The organism is Stieleria sp., from assembly GCF_041595215.1.
GTDB lineage: Bacteria > Planctomycetota > Planctomycetia > Pirellulales > Pirellulaceae > Stieleria > Stieleria magnilauensis.
Genome location: NZ_JBFHKV010000980.1, coordinates 1 through 3257 on the forward strand (window position 1 = coordinate 1; position 3257 = coordinate 3257).

Consider the following 3257-nt stretch of genomic DNA (forward strand, 5'->3'; position numbering starts at 1 on the left):
AAAAACTCCTTCGTGGTGCGCAGCTCTCCGTCATCGGAAACTTGAAATCGTTGCGACTGCGCTTTGCCCCGCGGCGTCAACGCAGAAAGCGAGAATTGTTTCACCGCTTCACCGGCTTCATCTTCAACGGCGACCGAGACGAGCAGCAGTCGTCGCAACTCGATCGTTGCGGGTGAGACATACTCATCGGCAACATGTGTCGCCATGATCCCCCGCTGATACTTCGGCGCAGAGAGCCGAAGAAGTCGTGGGAACGATTCGCTTTGGCGAAGGCCTAACACCAGTGAAGCGTTCTTCGGCATCTGAAAGGCAAAGCGCCCGTCGCTGTCGGTTCGCGCCAGCAATTGGAGTTCATCGGTGGGAAAACGATAGACGTGGGATTGCTTCGGAAAGCCTTGCTTGCTGCCGCGGAAAAACGGCCCCGCGTCAAAGTCGACACTTTCCGGCACGTTGATTTCTTTTACTGCGACACGGACATCGCCGATTCCGCTTCCCGCCGGCGTCACCACCTGAGCCGCTATTTCTTCGCTGCCAGGCAGTTGAATATCGATCGATGCTTTCCACGGAGTGGGTTGTCGGCGATCGAATGAGGACAGCGCGTAGGCCCCTAGTCCAAGCCGATCGTTTGGATCAGCCACCAGAACCTCCCATCGAGCCAGACCGAGTGATTTGAGCCGAACGATCGGAATGCCCCGGATGTGGTAGCGGCCCTGCTGATCGGTCGTCGTTCGGGCAACAATCGGCGGAGGCAGGTAGCGGCCGCTCGGACCGCGGAACGCCACGAATTCGCGAATCAAGACAACGGCGTCGGCAATCGGCCCCGACGGGTCAGTCACACGGCCTTGGAACTCGATGTCGATCCTTTCTTGATCATCGTCATCATCCGACGTCGCAAGTTCGACCGCCTTGAATTGATCATACAAGCCGACATCGGTGGATCGTTCGTCAGTCGTTGCCGCAACGTCCGCAGCAATGTCCGCCGAAACGTTGTCGGACTGCTGCGTATTCGACCGTTGTGTGATCGGGTTCCCCGCTGTCGTCGGCGTTTGACCCGTGACGACCTGGAAATGAATCCCCGTCAACGTGATCAACGAGAAGACGATACCAATCACCGGCACAGTCCACCTCGATTGTGGGTCAACATTCAACCTCGGGTCCAACAGACGTCCGATGCGGTTTTGCAGATTCGTACCCGAATGGACCGCGGCGACTGGCTGTGAATCCGAGGCGACGATGTTCTGCGTGATCTCCAAAAGGCTGCGCGAGTACGCGGACGCCCGTTCGCCGGATCGTACGACCGCATCATCCGCGGCGTCTTCTCGCGATCGCCGCAGTTGCCATCGAGCCCAATGCACAGAAGGATGAAACCAATACACGGCCGTCGTGATTTCTGCCAACCAATTCCAACAGGCGTCACGTCTCGCGACGTGTGCCATTTCGTGCAACAGGCAATGCCGCTGCTGATCGACCGTGAAGGATTGAAAATCGATCGGAACCAGCACGATTGGACGAATCACGCCGAATGTCAGCGGCATGGAAACGTCCATGGAGACTCGACATTGCGGCGGACTCCGTAAACCTAAACGAGCTGCGCACGACTGGGCGAGTGCCCGGTGCTCCTGAGAGAACGAACTTGCATTACTCGCAAATCGTCTCAATCGAAGCCCGCTGACAACGATTCTCGCCAGCCCGGACAGCAATCCAACACCATAAACAACGATCATGATGAATACGATCGATGACTCCTTCGGCACGATCACGCCGGGACGCTGACGAGTCGACGCCGCCGCGACCACGTCCGATGTGGGAACGGCTTGAGCCGGCGAGGCGGCCGTCCGGGGTGCTGGATCGAAGCCAGAAGCGTTCGCGTCCGTCGCATTCCACGGTCGATCAACCGGGGCTTCCACTGCGAGACTTCGTTCGCTGCTGTTGCCAGCCGAAGCGCTCGGCACTCGAGTCTCGTTTGGCGTCGATGATTGCACCTGAACCGGAATCCGAATCGGAATGGCGGTCAGCAGTTGTGGGATCAACAGCACCAACGCACCAAACGCGCCGATCCAAACGCAATGACGTACGCTCGATGACCGCGATCGGGCCAACCTCTGGATGATCCACGCCGTCAAAACCACCACGGCGGCACGGATGATCCAGACACAAAGCAGTGCAAACGATGGATGGGAATCGCCCCACGCCATGAATTGCTCGATCCACACGCTCATGGCATCTCCCTCCGCTCTGCTTCGGCAATCAATTCACGCAGTCGGTTCAATTCGTCTTCTTGAAGACTCGTCTTCGGATCCGACAGATGCGACGCCAGGGCTTGCTCGACCGAGCCGCCGAAGAAGACATCCAAGACATGCTGAAACGCCTGCTTCGCGGCGCGCTTTTTGGGTTGAACCGGCCGATACCGGTAGTGCCTCCCCTGGCGTTTAAACTTGACGAACCCCTTTTCGCCCAAGATCCGCAGCAGCGTCCGGACCGTGGCATCGGACGGATCACCGGTCATGGCGAGCCGCACCTCGGCCGCGGTCGCTTCCTCCTTGACATACAAGATGTCGACGATTTCCCGCTCGCGACGACTGAGTTGTTCCACCCCCATCGATGCCACCTCGACCAATACGCCGACAAGAAATTTTTAACACTTCAAAATTAGTCTGACGGTCGGTCGATCCGCTGTCAACGATTTTTTTGGACATTGCGAAAATGTTCAAACTTGCTGATGCCGATGCTTGGGTGGCGTAAGCTTCTCGCTTGCGACGTCGGAACCATGCGTGTCACAGCGGCCACTGCAACATCGGCTTGGTCAGCGTGATCGGTTCTCGCTTCAGTGGCTGTTCGGGCAACTCGATCGGCAGACGTCCGGCCTTGAGCACGGCGATGATGGTCTGGACCTCGGCTTTTTCGAAGTCGCCCGTGATCACTGCCTGCTTGCGGATCGGTTGCAGAATATTCGGCGCGCTGATCAAGAGGTCATCAAAGACGATCCCGAGCCTGGTTTGCCGCTGTCCGACCGGTACATAGCGTGTGGTCAACGTTTCCAAAGCCGTGCTTCCCTGCGATGTGAATTCCAGCGAGACCGCCACTTGACCGCTGGCATCTTCGGTCATCGCGGCGAAGCTGAGCGAATCACCGTCCAGCTGAACGTCCGGTTCGATGATCGCCAGCACGTCTAATCCGGTGACGTTGTTGTCGAACATCCATTGCCCCACTTCGACTTGCCCCTCGGAAGTTTGCAGCGCCGACGCCAAGTCGACGGG

General features: G+C 58.1%; 2 protein-coding genes and 1 pseudogene. All 3 read right to left on the reverse strand.

Going from position 1 to position 3257, the window contains the following annotated elements; all coding sequences use genetic code 11:
• On the reverse strand, positions 1-2219 hold a 2219-nt coding region (locus ABX749_RS27075), incomplete at its 3' end, for a M56 family metallopeptidase (protein ID WP_372898771.1).
• Positions 2216-2593, reverse strand: coding sequence for a BlaI/MecI/CopY family transcriptional regulator (locus ABX749_RS27080; protein ID WP_372898772.1), 378 nt, complete (start codon positions 2591-2593; stop codon positions 2216-2218). The genes ABX749_RS27080 and ABX749_RS27075, both read right to left, overlap by 4 nt.
• Before the next feature lie 181 nt (positions 2594-2774).
• Positions 2775-3257 (reverse strand): annotated as a pseudogene (locus ABX749_RS27085) (protein translocase subunit SecDF); the annotation flags it as partial.